The following is a 15,950-nucleotide window of genomic DNA, read 5'->3' on the forward strand; positions in this document are numbered from 1 at the left end:
AAAGATTCAATAGTATAGGAGGAAGGATACGATGGCTACTATGTTCAGCCAGGAAAAGCTTTCGGAGGTTTTTTTGTATCGTGTCGGGGAGCTTGATCTGAGCCGGGATGATGTCCAGATGGGAACCATTAAAACTGGTGATGGAAAGGGAGAGTGTTATATCACGGCGGATCCGAATTATACCTCGGCAGTCAAATCCCGTACCTTAATAGCAAAAGATCAGGAGACATATATCCGTTACATGGGGATTCCGAAGGGGAATTTAAATGCTAACGAGATTCGCGCCCGGCTGTCTATGCCGAATGACTGGAATCAGGAAAGGAACGGGGTGTCAGAACAAGGCCTGACAGCAAACGAATATTGCAATGTTCGTAAAGCTATGAGGCTTATTGCGGCAGGGGATGGAGATTCGGTTAAAAGCTATAATGGTATAATTAACAGCCTTTATTTTCCAATGGAGATGGATGCTTTTGTTGAGGAAAATATTGTTATATCAAAAGATAAACCGCTTATATTAAAAAGCTTGGACTGCAGACCGATGGTTGTGGTGTTTGAATCGGTTACTTTGGAGGCCGGAGGTCAGATTATATGTCAGGGGGGTACGGTGATATCGCTTTGGACGGTAAATTTTACAAAAGAAAGTTAGTTTAGAAAACCACCATCAAAACGAAATAAGGAGATAAAATTGAGGAGGTTATTTTCATGGAAAAATCGCAGGATAATATTTTGAAAGTACTGGGGCTTAATGAAACACATGCCAATACCGGTGATTTTGTCACCGGGGAGTCAGGAAAGCCTGTTCCCAAAGATCCGGAATCCAATAATGCAGCATACCGGATTCACCTGGTCACTATTAAAGATGTTGACAGTTATAAATGGCTTATGGGTATAAATGATGAGCATTATGAGAGCGGCAGGATGGAAGATCCCCATGCCTATCCTGTTCCGTGGCCCGCCCGTAAAAACTCAATCTTTCTGGGAGAACTAGGGACAAAAGACAAACAGGATCTGCAGCAAGCTTTTAAAAATTATGTATACGGCAATTCACAAAAGACGCAGAGTTATCGTGATTTAATAAACCGGGCATATTTTCCGATGGAAATGTCGGTGGCAGTAGGAGGTAGTATTACTGTTACAAAAGTCAAACCGCTAATAATCAATGAAAATGTTCCTGTTTTTTTGAGTTATGACCAAATAACTTTTGAGCCGGGAGGCTATATTGCAAATTATTCAAATACAACAATTAAGGCTGAAAATACTGTGGTTCAGGGCAGTGGCCCGGATGCCTGGGGCGGTGTAGTCAATGTGGGCGGTGCAGGTGGCAGCGGAGGTAAGGGCGGTGACGGTGGAAACGGTGATCCGGGTTCTAAAGGTCAGGAGGGTGAGAGCAACAAGGGTGGCTGCTCCAGGAAAGCCGGTCAGGGTGGTACGGGCATAACCGGAGGCAATGGTGTCAAAGGTGGGGATGGCAATGATGGTGGTCCTTCCAAGGAAACTCACTTTGAAGTGACGAGTAAGCTGGTAGGAATTTACTATGTGGCTAGTATTGGGGGCCCGGGTGGCAATGGCGGAAAAGGAGGCAATGGCGGAGATGGCGGTGAAGGAGGCTCCGGCGGAGACGGATGCGGAGGCCCCGGTCCCCAGGGTCAAGGGGGAAAAGGCGGCGATGGCGGCGATGGTGGAAGCGGTGGCAATGGTGGTAATGGCGGTGATATATATGTGACATATACCGAAAAGGCTCCGGATGCGGATATTCGTATCGGGATTGCCCCCGATGAGTATAAAGATTACGGCAAGGGCGGAAGCGCGGGAGATGGCGGAAATGCCGGCAATGGCGGGCCCGGAAACCCGAAGGGCGGGGGGGGACAACCCGGTAATTCAGGCAACGCAGGTAAGGGAGGAGCATCAGGCAAGATTTATATCAATGGGCAGTAGTAGCCGTGGCTATCTTGCTAACTAACGAGGAGGTATAAACATGAGAAAACTTACAGCCGCACAGGAAAATACGCTGATGCTGGCATTAACGGAGATGGGGCTTAAGGCTTCGGATTTTCAAGAAGCATTGGATACCGGAAAAACAGATGGTTCTACATACTTATCCGTGGATCCCGAATATCCGTCAGCATTGAAACCAACATACGTAACTGTTGCTTCTGCCGCACAGCTGAAAAAGTTAGGTGGAATTGCCGACGAGGTTTATGAAAACGGCGCAGAGGAGCACCTTGCCCTTCCTGTTCCCTGGCCTGCCAAAAATGCAAATCTTGAGGTTTCATCGATAGAGGGGCCAAACAGATGGAATCTATGCCGGGCCTATGAGGTATATTTGTATGGAAATTCTAAACGCGTTCCAAGTTATTTAGATATCATTGATAAATTTTATTTTCCCTTTGAGTTGCCGGTATTTCTTATATCCGATGTGGTTGTCCGAAAAGACCATCCGCTTATAATAAAAAGCCCCGAACACAGGCCGGTTGCATTAGGGTTTAAAAATGTGACAATGGAGGCTGGTTCTGAAATTATCTGTTGTTCGGATGCTGGCATCAGAATATGGAATCTTGTGACGGAAGGCAATAGTCCGTCTTATATAAGAAGTATTGGTCAGGATGGAGCTGTAGGTACTAATGGGGCTCCCGGTGCAGCAGGTCAGTCCGGCGGCGCTCCCGGAGTTCCAGGTCAAGCGGGAGCTCCCGGCGGAGTGGGCGGCAATGGAAACCGTGGGGATCATGCTTACTGGGTTACCCTTCGTATTGATACCGTAACAGGAGATCTTCAGCTTTCTAACCGGGGAGGCAATGGTGGTGATGGAGGTATCGGCGGCAGCGGTGGTTATGGCGGAAATGGCGGCCGCGGAAATCTACCGGTCTCGGAAGGAGCAGGCGGAGATGGCGGAGACGGCGGTAATGGCGGGGATGGAGGCAATGGCGGCGACGGAACCTTCATTTATTTGGAATACAATACTCTCACGCCGGGAAGCACGGTTACGAAGGATGGAGAGGGCTGCAGTCCGAGTATACCGGGGAATGGTGGAAATGGCGGAATAGGCGGAATGGGTGGAACAGGACGCCCGATGGGACGCCCTGGATGTTCGGGGCATTCCGGAGCAATAGGTGAAGCCGGCCGGGCGGGCGGAGTTGTTATCAATGGAATACCCGTATAATGCTTGCGTAGTCTCTATTTAATGATATTGTGCTTCGGGAAAACGGATGGAAAGGGATGTTTTCCCGGAGCAGAGCTTCGGAGGGATGAAAATGGATGACTTTGTAGATATTCTAATTGACGGCGGGGCAAATGGTGCCAACGGAGTGGGGGGCCAGCCAGGATATGATCAGGAACCTGCGGGTGACGGGAAACCCGGAAGCTATGATAAAAAAAAGCATCAATGTATTCCTCCTACCGGAGGAGATGACGGAAAACCCGGTGAAAACGGTGAAAACGGACAACCTGGGGTAAGTGGAGGCAGTTCCTGCGACTTCATTTTCTATGCCATGCAAATTAACAGCGCCCAAAAGGTGGTCATACACAGCCAGGCCGGTAATGGCGGTAACGGCGGCGATGGTGGAAAAGGCGGGAAGGGTGGCAATGGAGGAAATGCAGGTAAAAGTGACACAAAGTGCCAGGAAACCTTTGTGACCGGCGGAAAAGGCGGAAACGGAGGGCATGGCGGCAGCGGAGGCGCCGGTGGCGCGGGAGGAAACAGCGGCAATATGTCTGTTTTTTATACTGATTATAGCGGAGAAGGGCTTCCGGTTCAATGCCTTTGCGTTGCAGGTGCGGGAGGGAAGGGAGGCCAGGGTGCTTCGGGGGGCAATGGGGGTACCGGTGGATTTAACAGTGACGGGACATTTGCTCAAAACGGGATTTCGGGTTTAAGTGGCGATGCGGGTGCCGGCGGAAAAGCAGGGAGCAGTGCCGAAGCAATAGTGAAACAGGTTCCTGCTCCGGTTTAGCAAAGGATATGAAGATCCAACTCTAAAAGCGTTTTTTCGAAAAATAAATTGCTTTTATCAAAATTTTGTTGGAAAATCGCTTTTTAGAGTTGATTTTCTATATTAAGTTTTTCATATTATCAATATTAATGGCGGTGTATGTAAAAACAAATTTCGGGAGGGGCCCATGAACCTAAATCAATGGCAACAAACGCTCCAGGCACGGTTCAAAGGTATCTATTCTATTCCCCAGCTTCTTGAGGAGATTGAAGCGTCACATAAAAAACTGCTGCGTGGATTTGACAGGAAGGCAAATTATATTCTTTGCATTATTGAATATGTATTCCAGGAAAAGACGTTAGCAGAAATTAAAAAAAGGCAGGAGGGCATTGCCCGTCTTCGTACGGACGGTCACGGTATGCTGGCTTGGTGGGGCGGGGAATTGCCTAAGGGCTGTCAGATATGTCTTCACGGCAAACGCGGATTTCAACCCATTCGCTCTGTAACAAAATGCAATCTGCGGTGCAAGTTTTGCTATTACAGCAGTGAGCACGATGAGTATGAGGAGCTTCTTCCCGGACATTTTCAGGTAAACTCCATGTACAGGCAAACAGACGACGTCAAGGTTATGATAGACAAGCAGGGCGCGGAGCTCGGGGGAGTTGCCTGGGTTTATTTTGAGCCCTTTACGGATATAGAGAAGCATTATGAGTTGATCCAATATATCCATAAACGGGGATTGTACCAGTGGATGTATACTAACGGAACGTTATGCAGCGAAACATCATTAAAAAAACTTGCTGAATGCGGGCTTGACGAACTCAGGTTTAATCTGGCAGCTACGCATTGCAGCAGGCCGGTACTGGAAAACATGCGTATTGCTGCAAAGTACGTACCGGCTGTCGGGATTGAATCTCCAATGTATCGTGAGTATTATGAAGCATTGCTGCAAAACAAAACGGAGATACTGGAAAGCGGCATCAAATTTATAAATTGTGCAGAGCTTCATCTCCACTCGGATAATGTACAAGACTTTTCTGACGATGGGCTATATGTCTACAAGTATGGATATGTTTCTCCCGTTACAAGCCGGCATTATACCTATGATCTGATGGAACTGGCGGAAAAGGAGGGGTGGAGAGGTATTACCATCCATGATTGTTCCAACCAGACCAAGGTTTACCGGGGCATTTTAAAAAGAGCCAATTTCGGTGTGGTGGATTACAAGTCCCAAAACGGACTGCCCCCGGGATGGCAGCGGCGGATTGTAGAAAAATATCCTGAGGTTTTCGAACCGTTTTTGGATGTGCGATAAAAATACATTACTCTAAAAAATCTAATAAGTATGGATATGCAGGAGAGTGGAATATGAACTTTATCGGAAAATGGAACTTTTCCACCCCGGATAATGCTTTTATAGGTATTGACTCTGGGGGAAAGCTGATAATCTATCCGAAACCGGTGGATGGAATGTTGAATTTTAATGCTTATGGCAGCAACAGCAAATTTATGCTTCAGTCTGCCGTTTTATCCGGAACAGGCGCCGGAAAATATGTGGAGGGAGCAGGTGATAATTATCAGGCTTCTCTGGAGCGTGAAGGTGCGGTGTATAACTTTGCGCTGGAGGATGCAGGAAATGACAAGATCCGGATTGTGGATTTCGGTATAAACGGACAAGGAACGGACGTTTATTATCTCAATGTTTCCGGTCAAACCCTTGGGCGTGTCAAAAAAGACAGCAATCCGCCTTCAACCACTCTATTTACTCAAACTGTTGTGACAAACGGTTTGGATTTTATCCAGAAGTGGGGGGGCGAAGGAGCAGATTTTACATGGGTATATTTCGGGGGAGTACAATTTTCAAGCGGGGTCAGGTTTTCCAATGCAACATTGTCCTATTGTAATTTTGAAGCTGCCGTTCTGCTCAATGCCCGTTTTCAGACTACCCAGTTGGATCATACGAATTTTAAGAAAGCTGCGCTGACAGGTGCTAATTTAAATAATGCCTGCTTAAATAACAGCGACCTTACCGGTGCTTTCCTTTCAAATGCAGTGATGAATCAGATAAAATGCCGGGAGGCAGTTCTTGAAGAAGCGAACCTTAGCGGGACTTCGTTGAATGATGCAGACTTCACTTCTGCCAGACTAAGAAAAGCGGACTTCACCAAGGCGATAGTCAACGGGGTCAATTTGACCGATACCGATCTCAGAGAGGTTAAGATGAGCAACCCCAAAGATCCCGGACAATGGACCATCTATATGAAAAATGCTGTTATCAGTTCAAAGACCAACTTTGCCGGAGCGCAAATGCAGTATTTAAACCTCACAGGTCAAAATCTGGACAACGTTGTTTTTGCCCATACGGATCTGACAGGGTCGGCAATGGACAATACAAGGCTCAATCATGCAGACCTTAGTTATGCAAACCTGTCAAATGTCAGTATTACCGGAAATATTCCAATGCATGGAGCAAATCTTTCCAATTCAGTTTTAAGCTCAACCAACCTGACGGGTGCTCAAATGGGCTCTTTGAGCGTGTTGTTCCGTATTACGGATCAAACGGGGGTTGCAGGGTTTAAAAAAGCGCTGCAGAATTCCGATACGGTAACGGTGAAAAAGATATTTGCCGATAACGGTGTACCTTTAGAGGGAGATATAGTAATAAACTCATCCCAGTATGCCCCGGAAAGGGTCTGGGAGGTCCGTACCGCAACAAAAACCTATACGGTCAGGCTGGAAATAATAAATAACGCTGAGGCAATGGTGGTGTATGAGACAGTTACTGCCGCTATAATTGAAAATGCCTATATGATGAATGCGGTGCTTACCTCTGCTAATCTTTATAATGTCAGAGCCTCAGGAATACAGCTGTTCGGACCCAAAGCAAAGCTGGACGGGAATGCCATTTTGGAAAAAGCCCAATTTGACGCCTCAAATTTAAGCGGACTTAATTTAAAACAAGCCCTGCTTTACGGCATTAATTTGAACTATAGCAATCTGGTCGGCGCGCAGCTTCAAGGAGCAAAGCTTGGGCTGGATTCCGACGGTGGGCAGGCTACCTTGAAAAATTCCAATTTACAGGGAGCGGATTTCTCGGATGCGTCCCTTGATTATGCCATGTTCACCGATGCCGCTGTTTCTGTGGGCAGTGATGATGGCATGGGTAGACCTGACGGTGTCTGGCTTTTTAGTGCCCCGTCAGACCAGACCGAGGTTTGCCTGCAAGAGTTGGAAAACAGCAAAAAGCTGTTCAATATGCCGATAGAAATGGAACAAAATTTGCAGCCGGGAAAGGTGAGCCCGGAGCTGAGGGATGCATTTGCACAGCATGACGTTGAATTGAGTGCCGATGCGCTTGTTTGCGGTCAGGAGATAGGCTTTCAGTGGCAGATAACCGATGGAAATGAGCAATATCTTATTTACGAAGGCTGCGATCAGCAAAAATATACACCTGCGTTGATCGTAGATGTCATTTCTACGTCCGAGAGCTTTCCGATTCCTCTTAGCCTTAAAAGTGATCTAAAGAACGGTCCTGTGTCCAATTTAATTAAAGTTGCTTTCGAAACATACGGCTCTATTAATTTGACCGACCGGGCCTGGCTGACCGTACAGCCGATATCTGTTGTATGGCAGGTGGTGGATTCCAACATAAATTATACTTTGTGGCGCGGTTTGGATATGTCCTGTTCTTTAGCCCTGTTTGCCCGCCCTAGTCTCTCAAACGTTACGGCGTTGTTCGGCTCCCGTTCAGTGGTGCTTAGTCAGCGTGCCCAGGTAACTGCAAACGGAACCGGTAAATATATGCTTGACAATGACAGCAATAATCCGTACAATCCGCTAAATGGTTATATACGGTTTAATGTGATTAAAAATGGTAATGTTCTGGATGTTTATGGGTATGCTGTTCGAATTTTGGCTACCGGTGCCGATAATCAGCAGGAATATAAAAACATTATATGTGAGGTTACCAAGCTGTCTGAAAATGAATTGACGGATCAAACTGTATGTCCGAACAGTGCATTCACCAGGACAAACAAAGCCAATATGCTGCCCTTTCGCCAATGGATGCGTGCCCGTGTACTTCCGCGGCCACCCGTATGTATACCGTCTCTGGACGGAACCTATTATTGTCCCAATAGCGTGGAAGGCGGTATGTAGTAACGGCTGAATAATTCTAAGTGCTTGCAATAATTTCAGTAAATAAAAAACAAAAGACCACGCAAAATTGTTAAAAAAAGGAGAGTGTAAAATGAAAAAAAGAGAGAGAGTAACATTGCATTTTGATCTCAGTCATTGTCCGCCTGATGTGGAATTTAAACTTTTGACAGGGAAAGGAACGGGGAAGCTGCTGACTTCCTACAAGGATGCTCCGGAGAAGCTAAAGGCACATCAAAAGTCCAACAAAGCTCTGTCCATGATACATTCCAGCCAGATCCACCGGATTACCCACTTTATAGAGGATGCCGAACTGAGTGCAGAGCGCCCGGCCATGTATCAGGTTACGTATCCGTCACTGGACGGCCATCCCCTGCCGGAGCTGGCTATGCTCTTTGTGCATATTCCCACTGAGGCGAGGAGAAAGCACATCCTGGAGAATAAGCATTCTCTGGAAAATAAGCATTCCCTGGCTTCGGTGCAGCATCCGATGCTGCTTGCACATTACAATGTAGACATGGGTCTTGCAGCAACCAAGGATATGGATGATATATGGCTGCATGCCGATCAGATCAAACCACCGTACGAGATCGCAAAGACATTGATATTTCAGCATCCTGAGATAGGCAGTGTGAATCCGAAGGTGGCGAGCATTGTTTTCGATAATCACGTTAAATACACCCAGGCATTTCAGGATTTACTGCAATATATTATAAATCACCCACCGGAATCGGGGCAGTCATGGTATAAAAAAGGCTACTCCACATGGGTTAATCCCGCCACCGGCAAGGAGGAACCCATACCTGCAAATGAGGACCTGACATATAAGAACGGTGCAAAAGCCAACTGGCCGGTGGTGAATGGCGTACCGGTCATTCCTCTGTATGATTTGACAGACAAGTACAATACCGGAAGCGACGGGGTGGTTGAGGCAACTGCGCCGGTGGTTGCGCAGGTTCTGGTATCCACCAAAAACGATGCCCTTTTAAATGGACAGCTCTGGACCAAGCAGGCAGGTGAGACTCAAAAGGTGCAAGCCGATGTTCCGCCCGCCCCAATGGTATTTAAAGCTATGAACACGTCTGCAAAAGGCTTTTCCATTAAAAACACCACTTCGCAGTATGGTCTTTATTTATATGATGACGAAATGGCCTATAAGAACAATAAACTAACTGTTCCGGTTAAAAACTGGCCAGCCCGCTATCTCGGAGCATATGTGCAGTTTTTCAAAGAGGATGGAAGTCCAATAAAACGAAGTGATATACCCGGGTGGGAAAATCAGATGCCATCTCCCTTGGACAAAGTACTTGAACCAAGTGATGTGAAAAACTTCCTCACATATATCAGCTGTGGAAATGCGGTGTTTGGTGTACCGGTGCCGCCTCTTACAAATAAAACTAATTTGGAATTTCTCTGGCCGCAGGAAGCTTCCAGAGCTCAGATCCTATTGGGAGGACTTGGCGTAGCTTCCGGCTTTACTGACTGGGATACAGATGTAGATGTGGTAGGAGTCCTTATGACTTCGTTTCTCTGTTACGGTTTTTCGGCACTGAGCATGGCCCTAACTGTCTATATTGTCAATCCTTTTCTAAAAAGCTTAGACAAGGATGCTTTCTTCGGCTTGATGGCTATTGCAGGTACTATTGGAGCAACGGCACTGGTTCTTGCTGTTAATTATAAGGATACCACTGCAGGAAAATATATTTTGGCCAAACTGGCAAATCAGGTTGCAAGTATTATTTTTGGTGTTGCAGTTAAACAAATAGCTAATAAGATATGGAAAGATGCCATAGCAGAGATTATTGCCGCTTCAGTGGCCCAAATCACTGCTGAGGAAGCGCTGGAGCAGATTCCGTATGCCGGATGGGCCCTTAAAATTGCCAGCGTTGCAGCAGATCTGGCTGCTATCTCAGCGACTACAGTTGAATGTCTCCTTTCTCCTGCTACCTACAAATTGGATATACAGCATACTTTGGACCTGACAGTTACGGTCAAACCGGACCCTGCTCACGGGAAACCCGGTGTACTGCCTGTATGGCCGGCAGTCAGTGATCATTATGTCATTCAGGTAAAATACCCCAAAGGAAACAGCCAGGATGGCGGAACTACCTATATCAAGGCCGGACCGATGCCCGGAAAACATGATGATCCCATCACAGTAGTATTTTCAGGCATACCGGCGGGGGGGAAAATTGATGTAACCGCAGGTATCTATTCGGATAACGACTGGCTGGCCGGTAAATGGGAAAGCGGTTGGATAAATGCAGATCCGGATAGTAACGATGAGCTTAAAATAGAAGGCAGCATAGAAGAAAACTTGGTTCCGCTTAATTCCGACACAAATTACTCTCAAAAACAGAGGCTTAATTATTCCGAGGCTCAGAAGCATTACTGGGAAGTAACCCTTTTCTCAATAGATGACACATTAAAGAGTGAATTGGATGCAGCGACAGCCGGAAGCGGAGTAAGAAAAGCCTTCCAGGATAACGGTAATCCGTTGTCGGCAAATGTGACGGTTACGGTGGTTACTAAAGGAAGCCAATGGACGTTAAAAGATAATCAGAGCGGAATTAGCTATAATATATGGGAAAAGATGATTTACAGCAGCGACGGGACAACTCTGTATGAGCTGGAAGTACAGAACCTCACCCATGCCTCGCCGCCTGCTCCTAATGTTGTCAATGACTGCGGCAATGATGGACACAGAATATGCGAGCGCATGAATATAACATATAATAACCGGGAATATCAGCTGGGTTACGCATGGAGAGCCTCAGGACAAAACCTGCCCAGGGATTTCGGAAATGCTCCCGATAATAACCAGATGTATACTTTCCAAAGTATATCCACGCTGGGAGAGCCTCAGGACTCTATTATTGAGCCCGGCCGCGGATTTTCCAATCCCTCGTATATAGCCTTTGATCAGTTTGGACTGACTGTTCTTTTTGATCTTGATCCGCAGACCTATATGTCTCTGTTGAATCAGGGTGGGGCGGTACCGGTAAGTATTAAGACCGAGTTTGCAAAATACGGTCTGGCTCTTCCCGATGATGCGCAAGTGACTGTGGTTGCAAAAAGTCAGGAATGGAATATTGGGCAGCCCGGCAAGGACCTGCTTTACACACTGAAGTTAATGAAGGAAATCAAAAAAGGAAATTGGCAGGATACGATAAATGTATACAGCTGGCCCATGCCTCATGTGGATAATTTCTACCTGGATTCCAGAAGCTATACCCCGGACAACCGGATTTATTACCTCCGCGGCATTACTTTTAAACAGGGTCAGTCTACATTTGAATACGATACCAAAAAAAGTTGGGGACGTTTTCAGGACATAACGATCAAGGCACTGGCCGTACATCCTTTGGGTTATGTTGTGGGAGCTGATTATGACAATCATAAGCTTGTAACCCTGCGTTTGCCGTCAGATGCCGTTGACGATGAGCAGTCGCCTTATGCAATGCCTCTTTCCGGGCAGGGGTTGCGTGAAGGTTTGCTGAACAAGCCGGTAGCACTGACAGTTACTGCCGATGGCAGGATTCTCATCCTGGAAGAGGGAAATCAGAGGATTCAGGCATTTGACATCTGTGGTAATCCGGTTTCTTGTTTTTCAGTAGGCCAGCCGTCCTTTAAAATTGGCACCCAATACAAAGAAGAGCTTGATGCCAAATCCCCGGAAACTGATTTGGTCCGGGAATTTCAGCAAAACGTCAAGCCGGAGTTGGCACCGCTTTTTACCGGTCACACCTCCTCGGTGGACAGTTTGAACAAGGGAGTTGTTGACGCAACTCTGCAAAATGATTTTAAGACCAATGGCTATACCTCGGGAGATAGTATCGATCTCAGTGCATCAGTTACAAAAACGGGTGAATTATGGTTGGTAACGGATAATACTTCCAAAGCGGTATATGACGTCCGGATGATAAAAGGAGTTCTAACAATATATCATAGCTTTACCTTTGATGTGGAGGTCAAAGTCAGGAGCAAGGCGTGGCGTCTCACAGACACCACCAATGCAATGGTATTTGAAATAACAGGATCGGATAAGGACCTCACCGTGCAGCGTGTAGTTTCCGTGATGCCTTTGCGTGAGCAAGGTCAGGCAGGCATTTCGTATCTTGACATTGCAGTTGAGGGCAAGGGGTATGTTTACGTACTGTCCGTGCTGAAGCAGCAAAGCAACTCTGTGTATCGGCTGGATATATACAACCCGGACGGAACTCCATTGCTTAACAAGCCGCAAACCGGAGTAAATGCAGCGAAATTAGCAGTTGATCAGTGGCGTTCACTATTCACAATGAACTACGATATGGTTCTTGGCCCGGGCGGAAGGACCGAACCCGGTATCAGTCAGTGGATTCCGTCAACTCCGGGGAAACCTTGATAATAAGATGGAGCAGCTGATACAGCCTGGTATTGTCAATATTTTCTTGCAAAATTGAAATTGCTACTTGGCATATGACCATGATTAGTGAATTTTGCGGCCACAAGATATTATATACCAAAAGTATTCCTATAAGCGTAATTTTTCGGCATTTTAGAACTTTATTTACGGTAATACTTTTAGGGGTAGTACCAGCATCCTGACACCTATCTCAACTATCTCGGATTAACGTCCATAAATAAGATACTATACATGTTGTTTATATATAAACAACATGTATAGTATTAAAAAATTCAGTTATTTATTAAATAATATGTGAATCAAGTAGATAAGCATAACGTGAAACTGAAACACACAAGAGCAAGTCGAAAGTGGCGGAACCGGCAGCGCAATGGACTTAACCTGTCTTGTGTTAACTGACTGTAAGTGGAGAATGGATTAGATTTCGCGAAATTTAACCGTTGATCTGCTAGGTAAGTTATTGGTTATGGCGTAATGGTGAAATACTTGACTATTAATAGATTGAATCAAACATAGTGAAAAAAGCCATAGATAGGATAAAGGTATGACTTTAAGGGTATAAACTTGTAGTCATGCTTTTTTTAATAATATTATCTAAATGGAGATATTTTTTAGTAAAAAAGAAAAAAGGTATTGACTTGGAGTTAACTCTAAGCAGTACCCTATACATAGTACCGGAAATATATCATGTGGATAAGTCAATAAATAAAGAGAAAAGGAGAACAGAAAATTAGTGAGATATTTGATTTAAGCAATAGTGTGATTTTCCCAATAGGTAAAAAGTTTGAAAGTTAAAATTTTAAAGGTACAGTATGGCTGAGTATGCTGACTTCCTTTGATACGGCATGCCCTGTTGGTAATGTAACATTTGAACCGGGCCGCCGTAATAGTTGGCATAAACATGCAGGCGGTTAGATTCTACTGGTTACCGGAGGCAGAGGTTATTATCAGGAATGGGGCAAACCTGCACAGGAATTACATCCGGGAGATGTTGTACAGATACCAGCAGATGTAAAGCGCTGGTATGGTGCAGCACCTGATAGTTGCTTTGTTCACCTGGCCATTGAAGTGAAAGAAATTGTTTATCAGTCAATACCATATACTGGTATCAACAACTCCTTTGATTTTATACACGCCACAAATGAAATCTTAGAAGGTAGAGGAATCAAGCTGCCTTTAGAAGGACAGTCCAAAACTATGCCAGAAACACGGTACGAAAAAGGATTAGAAATACAAAAAGCAATATTTGGAGAAATGATTGATAAGATGTATGAAGAATCACCGGAAAATCAAATTCATATTCAAAAATACTTATCGGCCAATTGCTTTGGTGATTACTATACAAGAAAGGGTCCTAATGTAAAACCATGGGAATTTTTAACCTTCCCTATGATTCTATCTTTAGGATGTGAGCCACAATTAAAGGGACATTAAATGCAATAAGGTGTTTGAATGAAGCAATACCTGAGTAGACGCACATTACACTATGTATTTAGAATAGCAGCATAAAATTTTGCTACTATTTTAAAACTCTTGACTTGGGGTTAACTCTAAGTATTAAAATATCCGATATCAGGGGATGAAATCTCGTGAAAATCACAGAAGTAAGTGAAAAATTTGATATCCCACAGGATACACTCCGCTATTATGAGCGCATCGGACTAATACCTCATGTGAACCGTAATAAAAATGGGGTCAGGGATTATACAAAAGAAGACTGTAAGTGGGTCGAATTTATCAAATGTATGCGCGGCGCAGGTCTTCCCATTGAAGTATTGATTGAGTATGTTGCGCTATTTCAGCAGGGTGATGAAACCATTGAGGCAAGAAAAGAACTTTTAATCGAGCAGCGTAAACAGCTCACAGCAAAAATGGAAGATATGAAGAAAACGCTGGAACGACTGGATTATAAAATTAATGTATATGAAAAGTCAGTAGTTGAAAAAGAAAAGGAACTAAGAAGACCGGAAAATTAATTCTATGGAAAAAATGTATTAATATTATCTGCGAGTCCAAGAAAAGGCGGCAATTCTGATTTGCTCTGCAGTCAATCACATGGTGACACGGGACTTGGTTGATTTTAGTTTTATAAAGATATTTATAAAAACTTATTGACTTGGAGTTAACTCAAAGTTGTAGCATAGAGTATGATTCAACATTTTAATTTATGTAGAGAGGGGAAAGGAAGCATGTCCAGCAAAGTATATTTTGTAAATTTGCGCACGAGGACAGATAAGGGTAATAAAATTAGCAAAATAAGAAACTTATTTGATCAGGCTGGTTTTAATGAGCTTATTAAGAAAGATGATATTACAGCTATTAAATTGCACTTCGGTGAACGTGGAAGTGATGGCTTTATTAGCCCTCTTTTTGTTCGGCAAGTGGTGGATAAAATTAAGGAAAAGGGTGCTAAACCTTTTCTAACCGATACTAATACGCTCTACTCTGGAAGTCGGCATAATTCGGTTGACCATTTACTGACTGCATTGGAGCATGGTTTTGATTATACGGTTACAGGTGCGCCAATTATCATTGCCGATGGACTACGCAGTGATAATATTACTGAAATAGAGATTGATAAAAAACACTTTAAGAAAGTGAAACTGGCTAAAGATATTGTTAATGCTGACAGCGTAATTGTATTATCTCACTTTAAGGGGCATGAGATGGGTGGCTTCGGTGGGGCAATAAAAAATCTTGCCATGGGTGGAGCACCAGCCATTGGTAAAAAGGAGCAGCATGGTACTAAGATTGTAGTTGATGAAGATAAATGTATTGGTTGTGGTGGGTGCAGCGAAGTTTGTCCAGAACAGGCTATAACTATGAGTGAAATGAAGGCAAATATTGACTTGGATAAATGTATCGGCTGTGGTGAGTGCCTAACCGTTTGTCCAGTAAAGGCTAACGGGATCGACTGGCAGACAGACTTAGAAGCTTTTCTTGAACGGATGGCCGAATACGGATATGGCTTTGCCAAGGCACATGAGAAACGTATCGGTTATATAAACTTTCTAATAAATATTACGCCTGATTGTGATTGCGCTTCGTGGAGCGATGCACCTATTGTTCCTGATATCGGTTTTTTGGCATCTACTGATCCTGTAGCTATTGATCAGGCAAGTTATGATCTGGTAAATAAACAGTGTGGGTTCTCTGAGTCTTTTCTTTCTTGCAATCATGAGTCCGGTGCGGATAAGTTTAAAGGTTTGCGCTCTTATATAGACGGTACTATCCAAATGCGTCATGGTGAAGAAATCGGTATGGGCAGCCGAGATTATGAATTAATCGTCCTGTAGGACTTAAGGGTTAATTAATGTCGGGGTAGATATTCTGAAATTATTCTTTTCTAAGTGCCAGGTCAAAATTCTGAAGCTTTTAGGCGGATAGCTAGAGTATGATTATTTTGGGAATTGTAGGAATGTCATTCACATAGAGGCGAATGATGGGGTAGAGTATCAAAAAGG

Annotated in this window: 10 protein-coding genes and 1 pseudogene; all 11 read left to right on the plus strand. The window is 44.6% G+C overall.

What is annotated here, in order from left to right:
- Window positions 1-31: 31 nt before the first annotated feature.
- The 11 genes and pseudogenes from DTOX_RS06425 to DTOX_RS06470 all read left to right on the plus strand — a co-directional run bounded on the left by DTOX_RS06425 (window position 32) and on the right by DTOX_RS06470 (window position 15,782).
- Window positions 32-646, plus strand: a complete 615-nt coding sequence (locus tag DTOX_RS06425; RefSeq protein ID WP_015756918.1) for a hypothetical protein — start codon at window positions 32-34, stop codon at window positions 644-646.
- A 56-nt stretch (window positions 647-702) separates the two neighbouring features.
- Window positions 703-1,935, plus strand: a complete 1,233-nt coding sequence (locus tag DTOX_RS06430; protein WP_015756919.1) for a hypothetical protein — start codon at window positions 703-705, stop codon at window positions 1,933-1,935.
- A gap of 40 nt (window positions 1,936-1,975) precedes the next feature.
- Window positions 1,976-3,157 carry a hypothetical protein gene (locus DTOX_RS21330; protein WP_015756920.1) on the plus strand — a complete coding sequence of 394 codons (1,182 nt, stop codon included), beginning with the start codon at window positions 1,976-1,978 and terminating at the stop codon, window positions 3,155-3,157.
- A gap of 91 nt (window positions 3,158-3,248) precedes the next feature.
- A complete protein-coding gene (locus DTOX_RS24735) occupies window positions 3,249-3,947 on the plus strand; it encodes a hypothetical protein (RefSeq protein WP_015756921.1) in 699 nt (232 codons plus the stop codon).
- Window positions 3,948-4,113: 166 nt separating this feature from the next.
- Complete coding sequence (locus tag DTOX_RS06445; protein ID WP_015756922.1) at window positions 4,114-5,241, plus strand: radical SAM protein; 1,128 nt, start codon at window positions 4,114-4,116, stop codon at window positions 5,239-5,241.
- Between the two features lie 53 nt (window positions 5,242-5,294).
- The gene (locus DTOX_RS06450; protein WP_015756923.1) at window positions 5,295-8,084 is read left to right on the plus strand and encodes a pentapeptide repeat-containing protein; all 2,790 of its coding nucleotides are present in this window, start codon (window positions 5,295-5,297) and stop codon (window positions 8,082-8,084) included.
- Window positions 8,085-8,175: 91 nt separating this feature from the next.
- Window positions 8,176-12,465 (plus strand): NHL repeat-containing protein, encoded by a 4,290-nt coding sequence (locus DTOX_RS06455; RefSeq protein ID WP_015756924.1) that lies wholly within the window; start codon window positions 8,176-8,178, stop codon window positions 12,463-12,465.
- An 819-nt stretch (window positions 12,466-13,284) separates the two neighbouring features.
- Window positions 13,285-13,557: pseudogene (locus DTOX_RS24150) on the plus strand (cupin domain-containing protein); the annotation flags it as partial.
- Entirely contained in the window at window positions 13,555-13,920 is a 366-nt protein-coding gene (locus DTOX_RS21335; protein ID WP_162013515.1) for a carboxymuconolactone decarboxylase family protein, read from the plus strand. The pseudogene DTOX_RS24150 and the gene DTOX_RS21335, both read left to right, overlap by 3 nt.
- 155 nt (window positions 13,921-14,075) lie before the next feature.
- Window positions 14,076-14,462, plus strand: a complete 387-nt coding sequence (locus tag DTOX_RS06465) for a MerR family transcriptional regulator (RefSeq protein ID WP_015756925.1) — start codon at window positions 14,076-14,078, stop codon at window positions 14,460-14,462.
- A gap of 213 nt (window positions 14,463-14,675) precedes the next feature.
- Window positions 14,676-15,782, plus strand: a complete 1,107-nt coding sequence (locus tag DTOX_RS06470; RefSeq protein WP_015756926.1) for a DUF362 domain-containing protein — start codon at window positions 14,676-14,678, stop codon at window positions 15,780-15,782.
- Window positions 15,783-15,950: the final 168 nt, after the last annotated feature.

The organism is Desulfofarcimen acetoxidans DSM 771, from assembly GCF_000024205.1.
Classification (GTDB): Bacteria; Bacillota; Desulfotomaculia; order Desulfotomaculales; family Desulfofarciminaceae; genus Desulfofarcimen; species Desulfofarcimen acetoxidans.

Excerpts from the sequence above, each read along its gene's own strand:
- DTOX_RS06455 (WP_015756924.1), top strand. The coding sequence starts at position 8,176 with ATGAAAAAAAGAGAGAGAGTAACATTGCATTTTGATCTCAGTCATTGT.
- DTOX_RS06450 (WP_015756923.1), top strand. The coding sequence starts at position 5,295 with ATGAACTTTATCGGAAAATGGAACTTTTCCACCCCGGATAATGCTTTT.
- DTOX_RS24735 (WP_015756921.1), top strand. The coding sequence starts at position 3,249 with ATGGATGACTTTGTAGATATTCTAATTGACGGCGGGGCAAATGGTGCC.
- DTOX_RS06445 (WP_015756922.1), top strand. The coding sequence starts at position 4,114 with ATGAACCTAAATCAATGGCAACAAACGCTCCAGGCACGGTTCAAAGGT.
- DTOX_RS06470 (WP_015756926.1), top strand. The coding sequence starts at position 14,676 with ATGTCCAGCAAAGTATATTTTGTAAATTTGCGCACGAGGACAGATAAG.
- DTOX_RS21330 (WP_015756920.1), top strand. The coding sequence starts at position 1,976 with ATGAGAAAACTTACAGCCGCACAGGAAAATACGCTGATGCTGGCATTA.
- DTOX_RS06425 (WP_015756918.1), top strand. The coding sequence starts at position 32 with ATGGCTACTATGTTCAGCCAGGAAAAGCTTTCGGAGGTTTTTTTGTAT.
- DTOX_RS06430 (WP_015756919.1), top strand. The coding sequence starts at position 703 with ATGGAAAAATCGCAGGATAATATTTTGAAAGTACTGGGGCTTAATGAA.